The organism is Streptomyces sp. NPDC048584 (genome assembly GCF_043199595.1).
GTDB lineage: Bacteria > Actinomycetota > Actinomycetes > Streptomycetales > Streptomycetaceae > Streptomyces > Streptomyces edwardsiae.
Map to the genome: position 1 here is coordinate 343,425 of NZ_JBICWF010000005.1, position 21,546 is coordinate 364,970.

At 70.6% G+C, this 21,546-nt stretch carries 17 protein-coding genes; 11 read left to right on the plus strand and 6 right to left on the minus strand.

Annotated features, from left to right (window positions below):
• Window positions 1–2: 2 nt before the first annotated feature.
• From ACGFR9_RS14270 to ACGFR9_RS14280, 3 genes are all read right to left on the minus strand, one after another.
• Window positions 3–1,664, minus strand: coding sequence for a penicillin-binding transpeptidase domain-containing protein (locus ACGFR9_RS14270; RefSeq protein WP_393207185.1), 1,662 nt, complete (start codon window positions 1,662–1,664; stop codon window positions 3–5).
• 101 nt (window positions 1,665–1,765) lie between these two features.
• Window positions 1,766–3,403 carry a penicillin-binding transpeptidase domain-containing protein gene (locus tag ACGFR9_RS14275; protein ID WP_393207188.1) on the minus strand — a complete coding sequence of 546 codons (1,638 nt, stop codon included), beginning with the start codon at window positions 3,401–3,403 and terminating at the stop codon, window positions 1,766–1,768.
• A gap of 149 nt (window positions 3,404–3,552) precedes the next feature.
• Window positions 3,553–5,319, minus strand: coding sequence for a dolichyl-phosphate-mannose--protein mannosyltransferase (locus tag ACGFR9_RS14280; protein ID WP_393207191.1), 1,767 nt, complete (start codon window positions 5,317–5,319; stop codon window positions 3,553–3,555).
• A gap of 85 nt (window positions 5,320–5,404) precedes the next feature.
• Here ACGFR9_RS14280 and rsmI point away from each other — a divergent pair, with 85 nt between their 5' ends.
• From rsmI to ACGFR9_RS14305, 5 genes are all read left to right on the plus strand, one after another.
• Window positions 5,405–6,265, plus strand: a complete 861-nt coding sequence (gene rsmI / locus ACGFR9_RS14285) for a 16S rRNA (cytidine(1402)-2'-O)-methyltransferase (RefSeq protein WP_393207194.1) — start codon at window positions 5,405–5,407, stop codon at window positions 6,263–6,265.
• A gap of 249 nt (window positions 6,266–6,514) precedes the next feature.
• The gene (locus tag ACGFR9_RS14290; RefSeq protein ID WP_393207197.1) at window positions 6,515–6,868 is read left to right on the plus strand and encodes a hypothetical protein; all 354 of its coding nucleotides are present in this window, start codon (window positions 6,515–6,517) and stop codon (window positions 6,866–6,868) included.
• Window positions 6,869–6,878: 10 nt separating this feature from the next.
• Window positions 6,879–7,769: a TatD family hydrolase gene (locus ACGFR9_RS14295; RefSeq protein WP_393207200.1), complete on the plus strand. Its 891-nt coding sequence runs from the start codon at window positions 6,879–6,881 to the stop codon at window positions 7,767–7,769.
• A 34-nt stretch (window positions 7,770–7,803) separates the two neighbouring features.
• Window positions 7,804–8,685, plus strand: coding sequence for a 16S rRNA (adenine(1518)-N(6)/adenine(1519)-N(6))-dimethyltransferase RsmA (gene rsmA, locus ACGFR9_RS14300; protein ID WP_393207203.1), 882 nt, complete (start codon window positions 7,804–7,806; stop codon window positions 8,683–8,685).
• Entirely contained in the window at window positions 8,682–9,575 is an 894-nt protein-coding gene (locus ACGFR9_RS14305; RefSeq protein ID WP_393207206.1) for a 4-(cytidine 5'-diphospho)-2-C-methyl-D-erythritol kinase, read from the plus strand. The genes rsmA and ACGFR9_RS14305 overlap by 4 nt, the downstream gene beginning before the upstream one ends.
• A 4-nt stretch (window positions 9,576–9,579) precedes the next feature.
• Here the strand turns inward: ACGFR9_RS14305 and ACGFR9_RS14310 are convergent, their stop codons facing one another.
• A complete protein-coding gene (locus tag ACGFR9_RS14310) occupies window positions 9,580–10,176 on the minus strand; it encodes a Uma2 family endonuclease (protein ID WP_393207209.1) in 597 nt (198 codons plus the stop codon).
• 157 nt (window positions 10,177–10,333) lie between these two features.
• On the opposite strand from ACGFR9_RS14310, the gene ACGFR9_RS14315 reads away from it, so the two are divergent.
• From ACGFR9_RS14315 to ACGFR9_RS14330, 4 genes are all read left to right on the plus strand, one after another.
• Entirely contained in the window at window positions 10,334–12,148 is a 1,815-nt protein-coding gene (locus ACGFR9_RS14315; protein ID WP_393207212.1) for an ABC-F family ATP-binding cassette domain-containing protein, read from the plus strand.
• 232 nt (window positions 12,149–12,380) lie between these two features.
• Complete coding sequence (locus ACGFR9_RS14320) at window positions 12,381–14,099, plus strand: PQQ-binding-like beta-propeller repeat protein (RefSeq protein WP_393207215.1); 1,719 nt, start codon at window positions 12,381–12,383, stop codon at window positions 14,097–14,099.
• Between the two features lie 83 nt (window positions 14,100–14,182).
• The gene (locus ACGFR9_RS14325) at window positions 14,183–16,042 is read left to right on the plus strand and encodes a PQQ-binding-like beta-propeller repeat protein (RefSeq protein WP_393207218.1); all 1,860 of its coding nucleotides are present in this window, start codon (window positions 14,183–14,185) and stop codon (window positions 16,040–16,042) included.
• 206 nt (window positions 16,043–16,248) lie between these two features.
• Window positions 16,249–16,926 (plus strand): LuxR C-terminal-related transcriptional regulator, encoded by a 678-nt coding sequence (locus ACGFR9_RS14330; RefSeq protein ID WP_393207221.1) that lies wholly within the window; start codon window positions 16,249–16,251, stop codon window positions 16,924–16,926.
• Between the two features lie 374 nt (window positions 16,927–17,300).
• On the opposite strand, the gene ACGFR9_RS14335 is transcribed toward ACGFR9_RS14330, so the two are convergent.
• Both ACGFR9_RS14335 and ACGFR9_RS14340 read right to left on the minus strand, forming a co-directional pair.
• The gene (locus tag ACGFR9_RS14335; RefSeq protein ID WP_393207224.1) at window positions 17,301–17,612 is read right to left on the minus strand and encodes a hypothetical protein; all 312 of its coding nucleotides are present in this window, start codon (window positions 17,610–17,612) and stop codon (window positions 17,301–17,303) included.
• A gap of 21 nt (window positions 17,613–17,633) precedes the next feature.
• Window positions 17,634–19,313: a sodium:solute symporter family protein gene (locus ACGFR9_RS14340; protein WP_393207227.1), complete on the minus strand. Its 1,680-nt coding sequence runs from the start codon at window positions 19,311–19,313 to the stop codon at window positions 17,634–17,636.
• A gap of 176 nt (window positions 19,314–19,489) precedes the next feature.
• Here ACGFR9_RS14340 and galT point away from each other — a divergent pair, with 176 nt between their 5' ends.
• Entirely contained in the window at window positions 19,490–20,551 is a 1,062-nt protein-coding gene (gene galT / locus ACGFR9_RS14345; protein ID WP_393207230.1) for a galactose-1-phosphate uridylyltransferase, read from the plus strand.
• A complete protein-coding gene (gene galE, locus ACGFR9_RS14350; protein WP_393207233.1) occupies window positions 20,548–21,519 on the plus strand; it encodes a UDP-glucose 4-epimerase GalE in 972 nt (323 codons plus the stop codon). The genes galT and galE overlap by 4 nt, the downstream gene beginning before the upstream one ends.
• The last annotated feature ends 27 nt before the right edge of the window (window positions 21,520–21,546 follow it).

The window sequence follows — 21,546 nt, forward strand, 5'->3', positions numbered from 1 at the left end:
CCTCAGCCGCCGCTCTTCAGCAGCTCCGCCACGATCGGCCCGGCCGTCGAGCCGCCGTGGCCGCCCTTCTGGACCACACCGGCCGCCGCCAGGTCCCCGCGGTACGCGGTGAACCAGCCGTTGGGCTTCTTCTGCCCGTCGACCTCCGCCGACCCGGTCTTCGCGCCCTTCTGACCGCTCACCGAGGCCATCGCCTCCGCCGCCGTACCGTAGGACGCGGTGTACGACATCATCTCCCGCAGCTGCGCGAGCGTGTCCGCCGACAGGGTGCGCGACGCCGTCGCCAGCTTCCGCCCGTCGGCCTCCGGGGAGACCAGATACGGCTGGCGGAAGACGCCGGACTGGACCGTCGCCGACACCGACGCCATGTTCAGCGGGTTCATCCGCACCCCGCCCTGGCCGATCAGGGACGCCGCCATCGGGGCCGCCGACTGCACCGGCACCGAGCCGTCGAAGGTCGGCACACCGATCTGCCAGTCGTTCATCCCCAGCCCGAACACCTGCTGGGCCTGCTTGGTGAGATCGTCGTCCTTCAGCTCGGGCGCCTGGCTGATGAAGGCCGTGTTGCAGGAGCGGGCGAAGCTCGCCTTGAACGTGCCGTCCTTGATCTCGAACTTGTCGTCGTTCTGGAACTTCCAGCCGCCGTAACTGAAGTACTTCGGGCACGGATGCTTCTCGTCCATGCCGGCGAGGTCCTTCTCGATCAGCATCGAGGAGGTGATCACCTTCATGGTGGAGCCCGGCGCCAGCGAACCCTGGAACGCGGTGTTGAAGCCGTGCGAGGAGTTGGCCACGGCCAGTATCTCGCCGGTCGACGGGCGCAGCACCACCACCGACGCCCGCTCCTTCTTCGCCACCTGCGCCTCGGCGGCGGCCTGCAGGGAGGGGCTCAGCGTGGTCTCCACCGTTCCCGGCGTGCCCTCGCTCAGCTCCAGCACGGTCCGGTCGGACAGCTTCGCCTTCTCCGACTCCTTGCCGCGTACGATCCGCAGCTCGACGCCGGCCTCGCCGCCCGCCTTCTCGCCGTACTTCTCGCGCAGCCCGTCCAGCACCGTCGCCAGGGACGGGTACGTGTCCGTGGTCAGCTCGCCGCCGTCCCGGTCCAGCGCCTTGACGGGCGGGGTGCCGGCCTCGCCGGTGACCAGCCTGTCGCCGTCCTTCAGCTCGGGATGCACGACGGACGGCTGCCAGGCCACCACGGGTTCGCCGTCCTGGGCCCCGCGTACGACGGTCAGCTCGCCGTCGTAGGCCAGCTGCTTGCTGATCTCCTCGTACGACACCGTGCCCCTGACGGCGAAGGGGACCTTGCCGCCGGTGAGGGTGCCGGGGGTGAGGGTGACGTCCTTGACGCGGGCGTCCTCGGCGTACGCGGTGAGCAGGGCGGTCGCGGCCTCGGGGGCGTCGGTGAGGGCGGCGGCCTCGCTCACCTTTCCGGACTGCCAGGCGGTGAGGAAGCGTTCGGCCGTGCCGGTGACCTCGGCGGCGGACAGCGGGCCCGTCTTCACGTCCTCGGCCGTGGAGGCCGTCCGCGTACCGTCCTCCGCACCGCCCCCGAACAGCGCGTAGGCGCCGAACCCGGCACCGCCGACGACCACGGCGACCACGGTGCCGAGCACCGCGGGTCTCGTCCTGCGCCGCTCGGCGGCGTTCCTTCTGTTCCCCACTGCTTTCCTGTTCCTCCGCTGTCCGCCGCGGGCTCCCCCGGCCCTCATGTCCCACCTGTGCCAACGACCCACATTAGAGTCCCGCCGTTCACGCGGTGCGGTCAGCCGCCCGCTCGTAGCACGGCTGCGACAATCGGGCCGGCCGCGTCGCCGCCGTGGCCGCCCTGCTGGACCATGGCCGCCGCCGCGACGTCGCCGCGGAAACCGGTGAACCAGCTGTCGGAGGTGGCCTTTCCGTCGACCTCGGCGGAGCCCGTCTTCGCGCCGATGTCCCCGCCGAGCCCGGACATGGCCGGCTGGGCGGTGCCCTGGGTGGCGGTGAGCCGCATCATCTGCTTCAGCTGGGACGCGGTGCCAGCCGGGAGGCCCTTCGCCTGCGCCAGCTGACGTCCGTCGAGGTCGGGCGAGACCAGATACGGCTGACGGAACGTGCCGGTGATCGCGGTCGCCGTGACGGAGGCCATGTTCAGCGGGTTCATCTGCACCTGTCCCTGCCCGATGGCGTTCGCCGCGCGGTCCGGCCCTTCGACGGCGGGGACACTGCCGTCGAAGGAGGGGATACCGGTCTTCCAGTCGTCCCGGCCGAGCCCGAACCGCTCCCGTGCTTCCTGGGTGAGTGAGGAGTCGGTGAGCGGCTCCTCGTCGATGAGCTTGATGAAGGCCGTGTTGCAGGACCGCAGGAAGCTGTTGGCGAGGCTGGCGCCCTCGTCCGGCCGCATATTGGTGATGTTCTTGAAGGTCTGGCTGCGCATGACCGCGCTGTCCGGGCAGGGCGCCGGGCCGTTCATCGAGGTCACGCCGTTGTCGATGAGCATCGCGGCGGTGATGATCTTCATGGTGGAGCCGGGGGCGACCTGCCCCTGGAAGGCCGCGTTGAACCCGTCCTCGCGGTGGTTGGCCACCGCCAGCACCTCACCCGTGGTGGGTTCGACCGCCACCACCGAGGACTCCGGGTACCGCCGCACCGCCTTCTCCGCCGCCGCCTGCACCCCGGCGCTGAGGGTCGTGCGCAGCTTGCCCGCCCTGCCCTTCGTGAGGGTCAGCAGCGGGGTGTCGGCCGCCTCCTCGCCGGTGGCCGCCCCGGAGTGCCTGATCGCGAGTTCGACACCGGGGGTGCCGCCCGCCTGCTCGCCGTACTTCTGGCGCAGGGTGTCCAGGACCGGCCCGAGCGAGGGGTACTTCTCCTGCGTCAGTACCGACCCGTCGCGGCCCACCGCCTCGATGGGCGGCTGCGCGGACTCCGCGGTGACGAGGGTGTCGCCCTCCTTCAGCTCCGGATGGACGACCGACGGCTGCCAGTCGACCAACGGCCGCCCGGTGGTCTGCCCGCGCACCACGGACAGCACGCTCTGGTAGCTCAGCGGCTCGGACTTCCCGCCGAAGGTGACGGTCGCCTTCACCGAGAACGGCACGGTGGCGCCGGAGGCCTTCCCCGGCGTGATCTCGACATCACCGATGAACGCGTCATCGCCGTACGCCGTCAGCAGCGCCCCGGCCTTCTCGGCGTTGTTCGTGTACGACGCCGCCTGCGCGGCCTCCCCCTTCTCCCAGGCCGCGAAGAAGTTCTCGCTGGTCTCCTCGATCTCCCCCGCGTCCGGCGGTCCGGACTTCTTCGTCGTCGCGCCGCCCGTCCCGTCACCGCTCACGGCCGACACGATGTTGTAGGCGCCGTACCCCGCCCCGCCCAGCATCACCGCGAACACCCCGCCGATCACGGCGGCCTTGACCCCCTTGGCCATCGGACGTTCCCCCTCCGCCCGGACCCCCACGTCTCCTGAACGCGTTCAAAAAGCCCGGTGAGTGAGCACCCTATGCGCCGAGAGTGACCAACGGGCCGCCCGTATCCGTTTGTTGTCCGAAGAGAGACCCACCCACCGCGCAGAAGGTCTCAAACCCACGTATCCAGCCACATCCGCGCCCGCCAGTCCTCGATGGGGATGGGGGTGCCGGTGTAGATGGGCCAGAAGTAGATGAAGTTCCATGCGATCAGGAGGGTCAGGACGCCCGCCGCCGTCGCGCCCGCCACGCGGCGGGTGTCGGAGGAGCGGGGTGGGCCGATCAGGGCGCCCAGCAGCATCGCCACCGCGAGACAGAGGAAGGGGAGGAAGACGACGGCGTAGAAGAAGAAGATCGTCCGTTCCTGGTAGAGGAACCAGGGGGCGTAGCCGGCCGCGACGCCGCAGGCGATGGCGCCCGCCCGCCAGTCGCGGCGCAGCAGCCAGCGCCACAGGACGTAGAGCAGGGCGAAGCAGGCCGTCCACCACAGCAGCGGCGTGCCGAGCGCCAGCACCTCCTGCGCGCACTTCTCGCCCGCGTCGGCCGGACAGCCGTCCACGCCCGGTGCCGGGGACTCGTAGAAGTACGAGACCGGGCGGCCGGTGACGATCCAGCTCCACGGGTTGGACTCGTAGGTGTGCGGGGAGTGCAGGCCGACATGGAAGTCGTAGACCTGGGTCTCGTAGTGCCACAGGCTGCGCCACCAGTCGGGGAACAGCCACGACCAGTCGCTGTCCCGGCCGTCCTTCACCGCCCAGTCGCGGTAGTAGCCGCCGCTTCCGTCGGTCGCCGAGCGGAACCAGCCGATCCACGACGCGAAGTAGGTGACCACCGCCACCGGCACCGTCGACAGGAACGCCCAGCCCAGGTCGCGCTTCAGGACGGCGATACGGGGCCGGTACGCGCCGGCGACCCGGCGCGAGCCGACGTCCCACAGCACCGCCATCACACAGAACGCGGCCATGATGTACAGGCCGTTCCACTTGGTGCCGATCGCCAGACCCAGCATCACGCCCGCCGCCAGCCGCCACGGGCGCAGGCCCAGCCGGGTGTTCTCGGCGATGTCCGCGTCCGCGCGGGCCCGGCCGTCCGCGTCCACCGGCAGCGCGGCGGCGAGCCGCTCGCGCGCCCGGTCCCGGTCGACCACCAGACAGCCGAATGCCGCGAGCACGAAGAACATCAGCACACCGTCGAGCAGCGACGTCCGGCTCATCACGAAGTGCAGCCCGTCCACCGCCATCAGCGCACCCGCGAGACAGCCGAGGAACGTCGAGCGGAACAGCCGCCGGCCGATCCGGCACAGCATCAGCACGGAGAGTGTGCCGAGCAGCGCCGTCATGAACCGCCAGCCGACCGGGTCGAAGCCGAACATCAGCTCGCCGAGCCCGATCACGTACTTGCCGACCGGCGGATGGACCACGTACGCCGCGTCCGTCGGGATCGGGACGCTGCCGCCCGAGTTCAGGATCAGATCGTTGGCGTTCTTGTCCCAGTTGACCTCGAAGCCGCGGTGGACCAGCGCCCACGCGTCCTTGGCGTAGTACGTCTCGTCGAATATCACCGCCTTCGGGCTGCCCAGGTTCCAGAACCGGAGCACTCCCGCCAGCAGCGTCACCAGCAGCGGTCCGCCCCACCCCGACCAGCGGGTGAGGCGCCCCGCGAGCACCGGCGGGACGCCGAGCGTGTCCCACAGCCGCCCCGACGGCCGCGTGTACGGCGGCACCAGGCGGTCGCGGACATCGCCCCCGTGGACACCGCTTCTGGCCCTGCCCGGTGCCGGGTAGCCGAAGCGGTGCAGCCGCTGCTGCCACGACGGCCGCTCTTCGTGCGGCGGCCGGTCCTGCCGGATGTCCGTGGAGGAGGACGCGGTACTGGTCACCGCGCCATCGTAGGGAACAGGGCTGTGTGAGTCCCGCGCATGACCGGTATGCCCCGCCTCCTTCGCGTACTGGGAGGATGGGGGAGTGACCGGAATCCTCGTACTCGCAGGCACCCCCATCGGCGACATCTCCGACGCCCCGCCCCGGCTCGCCGAGGAACTCGCGGGCGCCGACGTCGTCGCCGCCGAGGACACACGGCGGCTGCGCCGGCTGACCCAGGCCCTCGGCGTCACCCCCAAGGGCCGGGTGGTCTCCTACTTCGAGGGCAACGAGACCGCCCGTACGCCCGAACTCGTCGAGGAGCTGGCGGGCGGCGCGCGCGTGCTGCTGGTGACGGACGCCGGGATGCCGTCCGTGTCCGACCCCGGGTACCGGCTGGTCGCCGCGGCCGTCGAGCGGGACGTCAAGGTCACCGCCGTGCCCGGCCCGTCCGCCGTACTCACCGCGCTCGCCCTGTCCGGGCTCCCCGTGGACCGCTTCTGCTTCGAGGGGTTCCTGCCCCGCAAGGCCGGCGAACGGCTGGGCCGGCTGCGGGAGGTCGCCCAGGAGCGGCGCACCCTGGTCTACTTCGAGGCCCCGCACCGCCTCGACGACGCCCTCGCCGCGATGGCCGAGGTCTTCGGCGGGGAGCGGCGGGCCGCCGTCTGCCGCGAGCTGACCAAGACGTACGAGGAGGTCAAGCGGGGTCCGCTGGCCGAGCTGGCCGCGTGGGCCGCGGAGGGGGTACGCGGGGAGATCACGGTGGTGGTCGAGGGGGCGCCGGAGAAGGGGGCCGAGGAGATCGACGACGCCGAGCTGGTGCGGCGGGTGCGGGTGCGGGAGGAGGCGGGGGAGCGGCGCAAGGAGGCCATCGCGGCGGTCGCCGTGGAGGCGGGGCTTCCCAAGAGGCAGGTGTTCGACGCGGTCGTGCGCGCGAAGCGCGAGGCGGGTGAGGGGTCCCGGTAACGCCGTTACGGGTGCGGTCGCGTCGCGGGCCGGTCGCGCCCACGCGCCGGAGCCGCGTGTCGATACGGCCCCGCCCCCTTCGGGGCGTATCACCCAGGGGGCGGTAAAGGGCTCGGGGCGTTTCGGCAAGGAACCGCCAAATCGGGGCCAATACTCGGCTGCCCCACCTGCGCTGTCGGCCGTGGAGGAGTCCACTGGAGCGAGGGGACGGATCCGATCCGTTCCGCCAGCGGACCGACGGGAGCCGGCATGACTGAGATCTCGGGGCGCAGCGGGCTGAGGGCGGGTGCCACCGCCGTGGTCAACGAGTCGTACTCCTTCGCCTGCATGCGCTGCGGGTACGGCTGGGAGCAGTCGTACGAGATAGAGCACCACACCGACGGGGACGGCCACGAGTTCGTGATGTACGTGGCGGACGGCCGGGTCGTGCCCTCCCCGCTGAACCGGCCGACGTGCCAGAACTGCGACGGCCACGTCGTACGGATCCTGCGCCCCGGACGGGTCGCCTCCGCCCGCGACGCCGCGCACCGCGACCGCCGTGTGCCGGCCGCCGGGCCGGTCGAGGCCCCGTGGGACCCCGAGGGGCAGGCGCCGCTTCCGTAGGATCGGGGGCATGCCTTCGAACGACCCCGGCAAGAACGCCGCCCCGCCGCTCCCGGAACCCCTGCGGATACCGGTCGCGGACTCGCACACCCACCTCGACATGCAGTCCGGCACCGTGGAGGAGGCCCTCGCGAAGGCCGCGTCGGTGGGTGTGACGACGGTGGTGCAGGTCGGCTGCGACCTCAAGGGGTCCCGGTGGGCGGCGGAGACGGCGGCGGCGTACGACGCCGTCCACGCGACGGTCGCCCTGCACCCGAACGAGGCGCCCCGCATCGTCCACGGGGACCCTGACGGCTGGTCCCGGCAGGGCGCGCGGCGGCCCGGCGGGGACGCGGCCCTGGACGAGGCGCTCGCCGAGATCGACCGGCTGGCCGCGCTGCCGCACGTCAAGGGCGTCGGCGAGACGGGACTCGACCACTTCCGCACGGGCCCGGAGGGCAAGGAGGCGCAGGAGCGGTCCTTCCGCGCCCACATCGAGATCGCCAAGCGCCACGGCAAGACCCTCGTCATCCACGACCGCGACGCCCACGCCGACGTCCTGCGCGTGCTCAAGGAGGAGGGCGCCCCCGAGCGCACCGTCTTCCACTGCTACTCCGGGGACGCCGAGATGGCGGAGATCTGCGCGGGCGCCGGGTACTACATGTCGTTCGCCGGGAACGTCACCTTCAAGAACGCCCAGAACCTGCGGGACGCGCTCGCCGTGGCCCCGCCGGAACTGGTCCTGGTGGAGACCGACGCGCCGTTCCTGACGCCGGTGCCGTACCGGGGACGGCCGAACGCCCCGTACCTGGTGCCGGTGACCGTGCGCGCCATGGCGGCCGTACGGGGCGTCGACGAGGACACCCTCGCCGCCGCGCTCGGCGCGAACACGGCCCGCGCCTTCGGTTATCCACAGGCGTGACCTGCGCGGTCCGGCTGGCCCGTACCCTTGTCCCGTGACCAGCCCCACCCCTGACGCCCTCCTGGGCCCCGCCGACATCCGTGAACTGGCGGCCGCCCTCGGCGTACGGCCCACCAAACAGCGCGGCCAGAACTTCGTCATCGACGCCAACACGGTCCGCCGTATCGTGCGCACCGCCGGGGTCCGGCCCGACGACGTGGTCGTCGAGGTCGGGCCGGGGCTCGGCTCGCTCACGCTGGCGCTGCTCGAGGCCGCCGACCGGGTCACCGCCGTCGAGATCGACGACGTCCTCGCGGCCGCGCTCCCCGCGACCGTCGCCGCCCGGATGCCGGAGCGCGCCGAGCGGTTCGCGCTGGTCCACTCCGACGCCATGCGGGTCACCGAGCTGCCCGGACCCGCCCCGACCGCCCTGGTCGCGAACCTGCCGTACAACGTGGCCGTGCCGGTGCTGCTGCACATGCTGGAGCACTTCCCGGGCATCGAGCGCACCCTCGTCATGGTCCAGGCGGAGGTCGCCGACCGGCTCGCAGCCGCACCCGGCTCGAAGGTGTACGGCGTGCCCTCGGTGAAGGCCAACTGGTACGCGGAGGTCAAGCGGGCCGGCGCGATCGGGCGGAACGTCTTCTGGCCGGCGCCGAACGTGGACAGCGGGCTCGTCTCCCTGGTGCGCCGCACGGAGCCGCTGAAGACCAGCGCCTCCCGGCGTGAGGTGTTCGCCGTCGTCGACGCGGCCTTCGCCCAGCGCCGCAAGACCCTGCGGGCCGCGCTCGCCGGCTGGGCCGGATCGGCCGCCGCCGCCGAGGCCGCCCTGGTCGCGGCGGGTGTCTCGCCGCAGGCGCGCGGGGAGTCCCTCACCGTCGAGGAGTTCGCGCGCATCGCCGAGCACGCCGGGAACAAGGAGTCGGATCAGCAGTGAGCGTCACCGTCCGCGTCCCCGCCAAGGTCAACGTCCAGCTCGCGGTCGGCGCGGCCCGCCCCGACGGCTTCCACGACCTGGCCAACGTCTTCCTCGCGGTGGGTCTGTACGACGAGGTCACCGTCACGGCGGCCGACGAGCTCCGGATCACCTGCGCCGGACCCGACGCGGCTCAGGTCCCCCTCGACCGTACGAACCTCGCCGCCCGCGCCGCCCTGGTGCTCGCCGGGCGGTACGGCCGGGACGCGGACGTGCACATCCACATCGCCAAGGACATCCCCGTCGCCGGGGGCATGGCGGGCGGCAGCGCGGACGGCGCGGGCGCGCTGCTGGCGTGCGACGCGTTGTGGGGGACGGAAGCCTCGCGCGAGGAACTCCTCGACATCTGCGCCGAGCTGGGCAGCGATGTGCCGTTCAGCCTGGTCGGCGGGGCGGCGCTCGGCACCGGGCGGGGCGAGCAGCTGACGGAACTGGAGGTCGGGGGAACCTTCCACTGGGTGTTCGCGATGGCCTCGCGGGGGCTGTCGACGCCGGCGGTGTTCCGTGAGTTCGACCGGCTGGGGGAGGGGCGGGACATTCCGGAGCCGGTGGCCTCGCAGGAACTGATCGACGCGCTCGCGAAGGGCGACGCCGACGCCCTCGCCGGCACCCTGGCCAACGACCTCCAGCCGGCGGCCCTGTCCCTGTTCCCCGAGCTGGCGGACACCCTGGCGGCGGGACGCGCGGCGGGGGCCCTGGCCACCCTGGTGTCGGGGTCGGGGCCGACCACGGCGTTCCTGACGCGGGACGCGGAGGGGGCGGAGGCCGTCGCGGGTGCGCTGCGGGCCTCGGGCACCTGTCGCACGGTGCGTACGGCGTCGGGTCCTGTGCCGGGGGCGACGGTCGTCTGAGGGTTTACGGCCGTCTTTCGACTGGGGTCAGCTCGATGGCGATGGGGCAGGGCTTGTCGGCCTTGATCCGGTCGCGTTGCTGACTCATGTGCAGATACGACCTGGTCACGGGGTCAAGTTCGTAGACGTGAACGAGGGGCTGCCCGGTGGTTGCCTCCTGCTCCACACGCCAGTAGTTCGGGATTCCAGCGACGGCGTACTTGTGCGGCTTGGTCATCCGGTCGCGGGCTGCGGACTCCGGGGAGACGACCTCCACGGCCAGCAGGACGTCCTTGGCATGGAAACTGGTCTGGTCGAGCCCCGAAACCGCGTCCGCCCGGACCACGCTGACGTCCGGCTCGGGGCCGTTGCGCTCGTCCAGAATGACGGTCATCTCCCGCTCGACACTGAACTCCGGGCCGAGCGAGTTACGCAGTCCGTTCACCAGTAGGTCGATCACAAGGTAATGAAAGCGACGCTGCGGACTCACGAAAACCAGACTCCCGTCGATCAACTCAGTGTGCGGCGGGAGATCCGGCAGGGTGAACAGGTCGTTCACGGTGTAGCCGTCCACGGGCGGCACCGGCCAGTGACGGCGGTGCTCTACGGACTCGGCGGTCATGGTTCCTCCCATGGACGGGATCCTGCTGCCTGTCCCCTACGGTAGCCGTCCGTTTCCGATCACGTCATCACAAAGAGTGACTGTCGCCTCGCGTCCCGACCGCCCCCCGGCAGGGCCTACGCTTGAAAACTGATCGATTCCACCGGGCAGGAGAGTAATGGCCGTCAATCTGGTCAATGTCGAGAACGTCAGCAAGGTGTACGGCACGCGGGCGTTGCTCGACGGGATTTCCCTCGGCGTATCCGAGGGGGACCGGATCGGGGTCGTGGGGCGCAACGGGGACGGCAAGACCACCCTCATCCGGATGCTGGCCCGGCTGGAGGAGGCCGACACCGGACGGGTGACACACTCCGGCGGGCTGCGGACCGGGGTGCTCACCCAGCACGACTCCCTCGACCCCGCCGCCACCGTCCGGCACGAGGTCATCGGCGACCTGGCCGACCATGAGTGGGCGGGGAACGCCAAGGTCAGGGACGTACTGACCGGGTTGTTCGGCGGTCTTGACCTGCCCGGGTTCCCCAAGGGGCTCGACACCGTCATCGGCCCGCTGTCCGGCGGTGAGCGGCGGCGGATCGCGCTCGCCAAGCTGCTCATCGAGGAGCAGGACCTGATCGTCCTCGACGAGCCCACGAACCACCTCGACGTCGAGGGCATCTCCTGGCTCGCCGAGCATCTGCGCAGCCGCCGGTCCGCGCTCGTCTGCGTCACCCACGACCGCTGGTTCCTCGACCAGGTCTGCACCCGCATGTGGGACGTGCAGCGCGGTGACGTGTACGAGTACGAGGGCGGCTACTCCGACTACGTCTTCGCCCGCGCGGAGCGTGAGCGGATCGCCGCGACCGAGGAGGTCAAGCGGCAGAACCTGGTCCGCAAGGAGCTGGCCTGGCTGCGGCGCGGCGCCCCCGCGCGGACGTCGAAGCCGCGCTTCCGCGTGGAGGCCGCCAACGAGCTGATCAAGGACGTACCGCCGCCGCGCGACAGCAGCGAGCTGATGAAGTTCGCCTCCTCACGGCTGGGCAAGACGGTGTTCGACCTGGAGGACGTCACCGTCCAGGCAGGGCCCAAGGTGCTGCTCCAGCACATCACCTGGCAGCTCGGGCCCGGCGACCGCATCGGCCTGGTCGGTGTCAACGGGGCCGGGAAGACGTCCCTGCTGCGGGCGCTGGCGGAGGCGGCCCGCAGCGACGGCGAGGTGCAGCCCGCGGCGGGCAGCGTCCGTGTGGGCAAGACGGTCAAGCTCGCCTATCTCTCCCAGGAGGTCGCCGAACTCGACCCGGCCTGGCGGGTGCTGCAGGCCGTACAGGCGGTGCGGGAGCGCGTCGACCTCGGCAAGGGGCGCGAGATGACCGCCGGACAGCTGTGCGAGACCTTCGGGTTCAACAAGGACAAGCAGTGGACGCCGGTCGGCGATCTGTCCGGCGGTGAGCGGCGGCGGCTGCAGCTGCTGCGGCTGCTGATGGACGAGCCCAACGTCCTCTTCCTCGACGAGCCCACCAACGACCTCGACATCGAGACCCTCACCCAGCTCGAGGACGTCCTCGACGGCTGGCCCGGCTCGATGATCGTCATCTCCCACGACCGCTTCTTCGTCGAGCGCACCACCGACCGGGTGTTCGCCCTCCTCGGCGACGGCACCCTGCGGATGCTGCCGCGCGGCATCGACGAGTACCTGGAGCGGCGCAAGCGGATGGAGGAGACCGCGGCCGCCGCGGCCTCCGTACCGGCCGCCTCGGCGCAGAGCGCGGCACCCGAGAGGAGCGCCGCCGACCAGCGCGCCGCCAAGAAGGAACTCCAGAGGATCGAGCGGCAGCTCGACAAGGTCTCCGAGAAGGAGACCAAGCTGCACGCCGCCATCGCCGAGCAGGCCACCGACTTCGCGAAGGTCGCCGAACTCGACGCCGAACTGCGGGAATTGGCCGGACAGCGCGACGAACTGGAACTGCGCTGGCTGGAACTGGCGGAGGACGCCTGACCGTCCCGCCCCGCGCGTACGGAGCGCGCGTGGTGTGAAGAGGGCGTGAGGGCGCGTAACAGGCGCATCACGGGCCGGTTCTCCCTTGGGAACAGGGGAGGACTCGGCCCCGTGGCATGTCAGGACCGGGTGATAGAAAGGGCCCAGTCTGAGAAACGTCTGAATACGACTCTGGGTTCATCGCATACCTCAGGGCGTGGCTAAAAATCAGTGAGTAAGGGGGAACGCGCTGATGACTCAGCCGCCCAACCAGCCGCCGCAGGGTGGTTTCGGAGCGCCGCAGGATCCACCGCCGGGGGGCGGTTTCGGGGCACCGCAGATGCCTCCCACACCCCCGTCGGGGTCGCCGCAGCCCGGATACGGCCATCCGCAGCAGCCGGGACCGTACGCCTCCGGACCGTACGGCGGGCCGCAGCAGCCGGGGCCGTACGGACAGCAGCCGGGGTACGGATACCCGCAGCCGCAGTTCCCGGGGGCGCCCGGCACGCCGCCGCCCGGCGGATCCGGCTCCCGCAACCCCTTCAAGGGCAAGCCCGCCATGGTCATCGGTGCGGCGGTGGCCGCGCTGCTGGTGATCGGCGGCACCGTGTACGCCGTCTCCGGTGACGACGGCAAGGACGACAAGGAGCCCGTCGCCCAGCAGACCGACGATCCGAAGCCGGGCAAGTCCTCCGGCGGCGCCCCGGTCAACCCCGGTGACGGCAGCGGGGACGGCGGCGAGGACCCGGAGGACCTCAACGAGGGCCGCAAGGCCGGTGAGTCCAAGGTGCTCTGGTACAAGGAGGCGCCCGACGCCCCCGGTTCCGGCGCCGAAGCCCCCGGCATGTGGGTCACCGACAAGACGGCCGTGAAGGCCGCCTACAAGCAGCTGCTCGCGTTCGACGTCGGCGACGGCAAGCCCACCTGGGACACCATCGAGTTCCCGCAGAAGATCTGCGCGGTCACCCAGGACAAGACGGCCGACGACAAGATCGTCGTCGCCCACATGAGCGGCAGCAGCGACCGAGCCAAGTGCAACCAGCTCCAGCTCGTCGATCTCAACACCGGCGAGAAGGGCTGGACGCAGGAGGTCGCCGAGGGCGCGCTGTTCGACTCCGTGCTCTCCATCGAGATGTCCCTCACCGGCAACACCCTGATGGTGGGCCGCTCGCAGTCCGGCACGGCGTACGACGTGACCAGCGGCAAGAAGCTCTTCGACTCCAAGAAGTACGGCGCACCCACCTGCTTCCCCTCCGCCTTCGCGGGCGGTGAGCGGCTGCTCCAGGTCGCGTCCTGCGGCGCCGGCGGCGACAACGAGCACGACGAGCTCCGGGAACTCGACCCGAGGACCGGCAAGGTGAAGTGGACCCGGAAGTTCGACAAGGGGTGGCGCATCGAGCGCGCCTACTCCGTCGACCCCGTGGTGGTCTACAGCACCAACGAGGACAAGAAGACCTGGAACATCTCCGCCTACACCGCCACCGGCGAGATGCGCTCCCAGGTCACCGTCGACGAGGACTTCGCCCCCGGCTGCGGCTGGGCCGTCCTGGCCCGCGACCTCCAGGGCTGCGAGGGCGTCGTCGTCGACCGGAACACCCTCTACCTGCCCACCGACGCGAAGACCGGCGCCAACGAGATCGTCGCCATCAGCCTCGACAACGGCAAGGAGCGGTGGCGGGTCAAGTCCCCCGTCGAGGAGGCCATGCAGCCGCTGAAGACCGAGGGCGGCAACCTCATCGCCTACGTCGAGCCGTCGTACGACGCGGGCGGGCGGATCGTGGCCGTCCCCGTCGCCGGTGGCGACCACAAGCCCACCACGCTGATGCAGAACCCGCAGGGTGTCGCGGACATCGAGAGCGGCTTCTTCAGCAGGTCGGTCGACTGGGCCGACGGGCGCTTCTACATCTCGACGACACGGTTGAACGGGAACGACGACGCGAAGGAGAAGTTGATGCTCGCCTACGGCAAGTGAGGGGCGGTCTCGCTTCGTCCCCCTTCTTTCCGTTCTCTGTCGCCCGTTGCCCGTCGTTTCCCCCCTCTTGAGGTACTCACGTCATGACTCAGCCTCCTCCGCCGCCCAATCAGCCCCCGCAGCAGCCCGGGTTCGGGCCTCCGCAGCCTCCGCAGGAGCCGCCGGCACAGCCGTCGGCCGCGCCCGGCGGGCCTGATCCCCACAAGGCCCCGGAGCCCGGGTACGGGTACCCGCAGGCCCCGTCCGCTCCGGCCACTCCGCCCGCCCCGCAGCCGCCGGTCGCTCCGCAGGGGCCCGGGTACGGGTATCCGCAGCAGCAGCAGCAGCCGGCCGCCGGGTACGGATATCCGGGACAGCCGCCGGCCGCGGGGTACGGGTATCCGGGACAGCCGCAGCAGCCGGGGCCGTACGGACAGCCCGGATACGGGTATCCGCAGCCGCCCACGATGCCGATGCAGCCGCAGCCGGGGGGTGGCGGGAAGAAGTTCAACGCCCAGATCGCCATCATCGTCTCGGCGGTCGTGGCCATCGCCCTGATCGTCGGCGGCGGTGTCTGGTACGCGTCCTCGTCCGGCAAGGACGACGACAAGAAGAACACCGCGGACGGCGGCGACGGCAAGAACAAGACGAACGGCGGCGACGGCGGAGGAACCGGCGGCGGCACCGCCGGGGCCAAGGAGAAGGCGCCGGCCGACACCGCCTCCAAGGTGCTGTTCCAGGTGCCCGCGCCCAAGGTCCCCAAGGACACGACGAGCATCTCCACCTCCGGTTCCTGGCTGACCGACACGGTGTACGCCAAGAGCGGGATCGCCGAGATCGTCGGCTACGACCGTGCCAAGGGCACCGAGAAGTGGACGATCGACCTCCCCGGACCGGTGTGCGAGGCCACCAACCACGTCACCGAGGACAACAAGACGGCGATCACCTTCAAGCCGGCCATGCCGACCAAGGAGAACCCGCAGTCCTGCACCCAGGTCGCGCTGATCGACCTCGCGGCGGGCCAGGAGGTGTGGACCAAGACGGCGAAGACCGGCACCATGCCGATCAGCTTCAGCAACGTGACGATCGGCGGCGGGACCGTCGCGGCCGGCAGCACCAGCGGCGGCGCCGCCTGGGAGGTGGCCACCGGCAAGCAGCTGTGGGCGCCCAAGACGTCCGACTCCTGCTACGACTCCGGGTACGGCGGCGGCGAGAAGCTCGTCGCGGTGCGCAAGTGCGGCTCGTACGAGCAGCGGCAGCTGCACATCCAGAACATCGACCCGAAGACCGGGAAGGTGATCACCGAGTACAAGATGGACGAGGGCATCGAGTACGCGGCCGTCGTCTCCAGCGACCCGCTGGTCGTCGCCGCCGACGTCGGTGACACCGCCGGTGACGGCAGCGGCATCTCGGACTTCTTCTCCATCGACAACAAGACCGGCAAGCTGCGTACGCGCATCTCCGCGCCGGGCGACGACTTCGCGGCCCGCTGCGACGCCATCTACAAGCTGGAGAAGTGCACCGGGCTCACCGTCGGCAACGACAGGCTGTACATCGCGACCGAGGAGCACGAGGGCAGCGGGGGCGCGCTCAGCGAGACCAACGAGGTCGTCGCCTTCGACCTCGCGACCGGCAAGCAGACCGGCCAGCGCGCCGACGCGGGCGAGGACTACACGATCGTCCCGCTGCGGATGGACGGCGACAACGTGATCGCCTACAAGCGTCCGCCGTACGACAAGGGCGGGCAGATCGTCAGCATCGACGGCAAGACGTTCAAGCAGACGACACTGCTGGAGAATCCGGCGACGGAGACCGTGCGGGATGTGGAGGCGCGGATGTCCCCCGAATACGCGGAGATCCTTTTCTCCGGCGGCGGTCTGTACATGTCCGACGTGTACGCCAGTGACTTCACGTCGGCTTCGGACGACAAGGAGTACCTGGTGATCGCTTTCGGTACGAGTTGATCGTTCGGATTGCTTCCATTCGCGGCCCCGTCCCTGGTCAGGGACGGGGCCGCGGGCTTTTCTCCGGTGTTCGGCCCATCGCCGCCGAATGCGAGAATTTCGGAGTTCCGGGGCGATTCTCGCCGGTAGGGGGAGCGCGATGTCGAACAAGCGTGTAGCTTCCGGGGGCATCCGGGGGTGCGTTGTTATGGGGGGTTGGTTGTTCGATGGGTGTGCGGCTGATGGTGGTCGACGACCACCGACTGCTCGCCGAGGCGCTGGCCTCGGCGTTGAAGCTGCGGGGGCACCGGGTGCTGGCGGCCGCGGCGCCGGCGTCCGGGGCGGCGGATCTGGTGATCAGCCGGGCGCCGGAGGTGTGTCTGCTGGGGACGGCGGCGCCGGCGGAGGCGGGGGTGTTCGATCCCGTGGTGAAGATCAAGCGGGAGCGGCCGCAGGTGGCGGTCGTGGTGCTGGGGCCTGTGCCGTCGCCTCGCGGGATCGCGGCGGCGTTCGCTGCGGGGGCGTCGGGGTACGTGCGGCACGACGAGCGCATCGAGGGGGTCGAGCGGGCGATCATGAAGGCGCGGGCGGGGGAGGCGGCCGTCGCGCCGGGGTTGCTGCAGGGGGCGTTCGGGGAGCTGCTGCATCCTACGGCGCAGCCGGATGACGAGGGCGCGCGGTTGCTGCGGATGCTGACGCCCCGGGAGGTGGAGGTGCTGGTGCGGGTGGCCGAGGGGGAGGACACCCGGCTGATCGCGGCGGGTATGGGCATCGCGCCGTCGACGGCGCGGACGCATGTGCAGCGGGTCCTGATGAAACTGGGCGTCGGCTCCCGCCTGGAAGCGGCGGCCCTGGCAGCCCGGACGGGCTTGCTGGACCGAGCGGGTCCGCTGCCCGGCGCGTAACGCCTGCGGCTTGGCTTCCAGCCGGGTGGGTGGGTGCCTGCGGCGCCACTGCCGCGCCCTCCGCCCTCCGCGGGCAGTCACTGCCGCGCCCTCCGCCCTCCGCGGGCAGTCGTGCCGCTGGGGCGGCACGGGTGGGCGCGACGGCACCTCGTAAGCGCCGGGTCGCGCGAACATCCCCCGGTCCACCGTGGCACGGGCGCCTCGCAGGGGCCGGGCAACCGCTCCCGCCCCCTGCCGACGCCGGGCACCCCGTGAGCGCCGGGTCGCGCGAACATCCCCCGGTCCACCGTGGCACGGGCGCCCCGCAAGGGCCGGCAACCGCTCCCGGCCCCTGCCGACGCGGGGCACCCCGTGAGCGCCGGGCCGCGGCCCGCCTACTCCTCCCGGTCCCCCGGAACAGCAGCCGGCGGCGGCGGAGCCGTCGGGCGGAGCCTCAGCCAGAGGAGGAACAGCAGGCCCAGGATCAGCATCCCCAGCCCGGTCCAGAGGTTGATGTTGACCCCCTCCGCCTTGTCGATGTCCGCGTCCGACGCGACGACACCCGCGATCGTGACGATCACGCCGTACAGAACGAACAGCCCGCCGATGATCCGCCGGATGTCGAACAGCCGCGCGGCCGTCGCGGACCTGGTCTCCAGCTCGGAGACCTCCTGCTGAAGATCACGCTCGGAAAAGTGCTCGGACATGGTCCCTCAATCCTCCCGCGTTCAGAACGAGAACGGGATGTAGCAGGCGGCAGCCAGAATCACCGCACCCCAGCCCAGCAGTGCCGGCTTCCGGTACCACGCGTCGTCGCCCTTCGCGGGCGGCTCCGCCATACCGGGGGAGCGCGTCCCGTAGACCAGGCCCTGGAGTTCCCGCGCGGGCTTGGGCGCGGTGAACAGGGACACCGCGACCATGACCACCGCACCGGCGACGAAGCCCGCGATCGCGGAGACGAAGTTGGCGCCCTGGTCGGAGGGGATCCCGATGATGCCCTGCTTGTAGATGACGAAGTAGTTGATCATCGCGGCGGTGGTGCCGGCGATCAGGCCCCAGAAGCCGGACTTCATGGACGCCCGCTTCCAGAACATGCCGATGATGAAGACCACGAACATCGGCACGTTGAAGAAGGAGAACAGCGTCTGGAGGTAGCTCATGATGTTGGAGAAGGAGCTGGCCAGGAACGCCGTACCGATGGAGGCGAGGACACCGATCGCGGTGATCAGCCGGCCGAAGCGGATGTAGTACTCGTCCTCGCGGTGCCTGACCACGTACTTCGCCCAGATGTCGGTGGTGAAGACGGTGTTGAAGGACGACACGTTGGCCGCCATGCCCGCCATGAACGCGGCCAGCAGTCCGGTCACGGCGATGCCGAGCACACCGTTGGGCAGGAACTGCTGCATCAGGTACGGGATCGCGTCGTTGTACTGGAGGTCGGAGTCGGCCGTGCCGATCGCGGGCACCAGCACGGCGGCGACCAGTCCCGGGATCATCACCAGGAACACGATGAAGATCTTCGGGAACGCGGCGATGAGCGGGGTGCGCTGGGCCGCCGAGAGGTTCCTGGCGGACAGGGCACGCTGCACCTCGGCGAAGTTCGTCGTCCAGTAGCCGAAGGAGAGGACGAAGCCGAGGCCGAGGACGATGGTCAGCCAGTTGGCGCCGAGCGGGTTGTCGCTGCCGATGCCGGTGCCGCCCCAGGCCGTCATGAAGTCGTCGCCGTGCGACCGGGAGAGGGTGTCGGACAGGCCGTCCCAGCCGCCGACGCTCTTCAGGCCGATCACGGTGATGGGGATGAGCGCGGCGAGGATGACGAAGAACTGCAGCACCTCGTTGTAGATCGCCGAGGACAGGCCGCCGAGCGTGATGTACGCCAGGACGAAGGCGCCGGCGACGACGATCGCCACCCACTGCGGCCAGCCCAGAAGCGCCTCGACGACGATCGCGAGGGCGTACAGGTTGACGCCGGCGATGAGGATCGCGGCGGCCGCGAAGAGGATCGAGCTGAGCAGATGGGCCGCCCTGTCGAAGCGCAGCAGCAGGAACTCGGGGACCGAGCGGACCTTGCTGCCGTAGTAGAACGGCATCATCACCAGGCCCAGGAAGACCATCGCGGGGATGGCGCCGATCCAGTACCAGTGGGTCGTGTAGACGCCGTACTGCGCGCTGTTGGCCGCCATGCCGAGGATCTCGGTGGCGCCGAGGTTGGCCGCGATGAAGGCGAGGCCGGTGACCCAGGCGGGCAGGGAGCGGCCGGAGAGGAAGAAGTCGAGGCTCGTCTTCACCGAGCGGCGGGCGGCGAGGCCGATGCCCAGCACGACGACGAAGTAGATCCCGAGGATCGTGTAGTCCAGCCAGTTGGTGGGGAGTCGAAGCTCAGCGGCCAGATATGTGGGGGTTTGCATACACACTCGCTTCGGTAGCGAACTGATCCGGTGCGGAACCCATTCCTCCGTGTTCAGTAAGTGAACACATCCGATGATGTTCTTTGTTTGATCGTGATCAGGGTGGGGTGCTGGTGGGTTGTGATGTGTTATGTTCGATTGTGTTGAGTGATTGGTGGGCGCAGAGGAGAGCGGCAGTGAAGAAGACGTCGACCCGGCTGGCCGACGGTCGCGAGCTCATCTACTACGACCTCGCCGACGACACCGTCCGCGACGCCGTCGACCGTCGTCCGCTGGACGCCACGGTCACCACGTCCGAGGTCCGCCACGACGTGCTGCTCGGTGACTCCGTCGCGATCGCCTCCCACCGGCAGGGGCGTACGTACCATCCGCCGGCCGACGAGTGCCCGCTCTGTCCGTCCGAGGGCGAGCGGCTCAGCGAGATCCCCGACTCGTCGTACGACGTGGTCGTCTTCGAGAACCGGTTCCCGTCGCTCGCGGGGGACTCGGGCCGCTGCGAGGTCGTCTGCTTCACCTCCGACCACCGCTCCTCCTTCGCCGGTCTGACCGAGCGCCAGGCACGACTGGTGCTCGACGCCTGGACCGACCGCACCTCCGAGCTGTCGCATCTGCCCTCCGTCGAACAGGTCTTCTGCTTCGAGAACCGGGGGGCCGAGATCGGCGTCACCCTCCAGCACCCGCACGGGCAGATCTACGCCTACCCCTTCACCACCCCCCGCACCGCCCTGATGCTGCGCCAAGTGGCCGCACACAAGGAGGCGACGGGCGGGGAGAACCTGTTCGACGCCGTGCTGGAGCGGGAACTGGCCGACGAGCGGATCGTCCTCGAGGGTGAACACTGGGTGGCCTTCGTGCCGTACGCGGCGCACTGGCCGTACGAGGTCCACCTGTACCCGAGGCGCCGGGTGCCCGACCTGCTCGGGCTGGACGAGGCGGCGCGCACAGAGTTTCCCCAGATGTATCTGGAACTCTTGAGGCGCTTCGACCGGATCTTCGGGGAGGGTGAGCCCGCGACGCCGTACATCGCGGCCTGGCACCAGGCCCCGTTCGGCACGCTGGAGGAGTTCGACGGCGTCACGCGTGACGACTTCGCACTCCATCTGGAGCTTTTCACCATCCGCCGTACGCCCGGCAAGCTGAAGTTCCTCGCGGGCTCCGAGTCCGGTATGAACGTGTTCATCAACGACGTGCCGCCGGAGCGCGCGGCCCAGCGACTGCGGGAGGTAGCGAGTTCATGAGCGGGAAGTACCTGGTCACCGGGGGTGCGGGATATGTCGGCAGTGTCGTCGCCCAGCATCTGATCGAGGCCGGCCACGAGGTCGTCGTACTCGACAACCTCTCCACCGGCTTCGGTGAGGGCGTGCCCGCGGACGCGCGGTTCATCGAGGGCGACATCCGCGACGCCGCCACATGGCTGGACCCCTCCTACGACGGCGTGCTCCACTTCGCCGCCTTCTCGCAGGTCGGCGAGTCGGTGACGAAGCCCGAGAAGTACTGGGACAACAACGTCGGCGGCACCATGGCGCTGCTCGGCGCGATGCGCGAGGCGGGAGTGCGCCGCCTCGTGTTCTCCTCCACGGCGGCGACGTACGGCGAACCCGAGCAGGTCCCGATCACGGAGACCGCGCCCACCCGGCCCACCAGCCCGTACGGCGCCTCCAAGCTCGCCGTCGACCACATGATCACCGGCGAGGCGACCGCCCACGGCCTCGGCGCGGTCTCCCTGCGCTACTTCAACGTGGCCGGCGCCTACGGGCGGTTCGGCGAGCGCCACGACCCCGAGTCGCACCTCATCCCCCTCGTCCTCCAGGTCGCCCAGGGGCGGCGCGAGGCGATCTCCGTCTACGGCGACGACTACCCGACGGCCGACGGCACCTGCGTACGCGACTACATCCACGTCGCCGACCTGGCCGACGCCCATCTGCTCGCGCTGAAGGCCGCCGTGCCCGGCGAGCACCTGATCTGCAACCTCGGCAACGGCGAGGGCTTCTCCGTCCGCGAGGTCGTCGAGACGGTCCGCCGGGTCACCGGCCACCCGATCCCCGAGGTCGTCGCCCCCCGCCGGGGCGGCGATCCGGCGGTCCTGGTGGCGTCGGCCGCCACCGCCCGCGAGAAGCTGGGCTGGAAGCCGTCGCGCGCCGACCTCGCGGGGATCGTCGCGGACGCGTGGGAGTTCGCGCGGCAGCGCGCCGAGCAGGCCAAGTAGAACGTCAGGAAGGGTCAGGGGTCAGGG